The organism is Microvirga sp. GCM10011540 (assembly GCF_042650665.1).
In the GTDB taxonomy this organism is placed as follows: Bacteria; Pseudomonadota; Alphaproteobacteria; order Rhizobiales; family Beijerinckiaceae; genus Microvirga; species Microvirga lenta.
Map to the genome: position 1 here is coordinate 1 of NZ_JBHSBQ010000070.1, position 1,167 is coordinate 1,167.

The 1,167-nt window shown below is 59.8% G+C and carries 1 protein-coding gene and 2 pseudogenes; all 3 read left to right on the forward strand.

Translation table 11 applies throughout. The features are described from left to right. Positions 1–125: pseudogene (locus ACFOYU_RS15280) on the forward strand (two-component system response regulator); the annotation flags it as partial. A gap of 103 nt (positions 126–228) precedes the next feature. Next, positions 229–843: a protein phosphatase CheZ gene (locus tag ACFOYU_RS15285; RefSeq protein WP_377034252.1), complete on the forward strand. Its 615-nt coding sequence runs from the start codon at positions 229–231 to the stop codon at positions 841–843. Positions 844–1,039: 196 nt separating this feature from the next. After that, a pseudogene (locus tag ACFOYU_RS15290) lies at positions 1,040–1,167 on the forward strand (two-component system response regulator); the annotation flags it as partial.

Below are 1,167 nucleotides of genomic sequence, written 5' to 3' on the forward strand. Positions count from 1 at the left end.
CGGCGGAGGCGAAGACGGAGAACGTGATTGCGGCGAAGAAGGCGGGCGTGAACAACTACATCGTCAAGCCGTTCAACGCGCAGACTCTTCAGGCCAAGATCGCCGCCGTCCTCGGTGGCGAGTAACAGGGCGGGCCAGGAGATGAGCGGGTCCAAACTACATCGCAGCGCGAAGGATCCTGCGGGAGCACCTCCCGAGACCTTGGAAGCGCAGCGTCACGAAGAGATTATGGAGGCGATCACCTCCCTCCGTCAGCACGTACAGCCCACGTTCGAAGCATCCCAGATCCTGCTGGAAGAGCGCCAGCACGATCTGCTTGAGGTGCAGCGCCTCAAGGTCGAGCTTCATGCCATTTCCGAAGCCATTCAGAGGACCAAGCAGGAAATCGCGACCCTGCGTTATGCCGGCGCTCAGGGCCGCGAGATGGCTCGTGTCACCGATGAGCTGGGTGCGGTTGTTCTCGGGACTGAGACGGCAACGAACTCGATCCTGGCCGCGGCGGAGGAGGTCGACGATCTGGCGGCCAACCTTGCTGCGCGGCTGGCAGGGGAAGAGGGTGATATGGCGCGTCAGATCGGAGAGCGCACCGTCAGCATCTTCGAGGCCTGCAATTTCCAGGACATTACCGGCCAACGCATCAGCAAGGTCGTGTCCGCCATGCGCTTCGTCGAGGAGCGCGTGGAGCAAATGATCCAGATCTGGGGTGGGCACGAGCGCTTCAAGGATGTCCCAGCTGCTAAGGATCTAAACCGGGAAGGCGACAAAGCGCTCCTGAACGGGCCTGCTCTTGCGATCGACGGTGACGGCCGGTCGCAAGACGACATCGACGCTTATTTCAGGTAGAGCCGCCGCAGACCTCTCCGGCCGCAGTCTCACAGAGTTGGTCTGCAAACCAGGGGGCAATATTGGAGCGAGCGGGAAAGAAGCGGCCGAATAACCGTTCCTGTTAACGCAGCGTTTGTTCAAGGTGAAGGACAATAGGAGCATGGATCGGAGCCGCCATCTCGTATCGTTCCGACATTAGAGTAGGGTAAGAAGTATGAGTCTTGATCTATCCATTCCGGTTCTTGTGGTTGACGATTACCAGACGATGATCCGGATCCTGCGCAACCTTCTGAAGCAGATCGGCTTCAAGGACGTGGACGACGCCTCCGACGGCACGGCTGC

Excerpts from the sequence above, each read along its gene's own strand:
- ACFOYU_RS15285 (WP_377034252.1), top strand. The coding sequence starts at position 229 with ATGGAGGCGATCACCTCCCTCCGTCAGCACGTACAGCCCACGTTCGAA.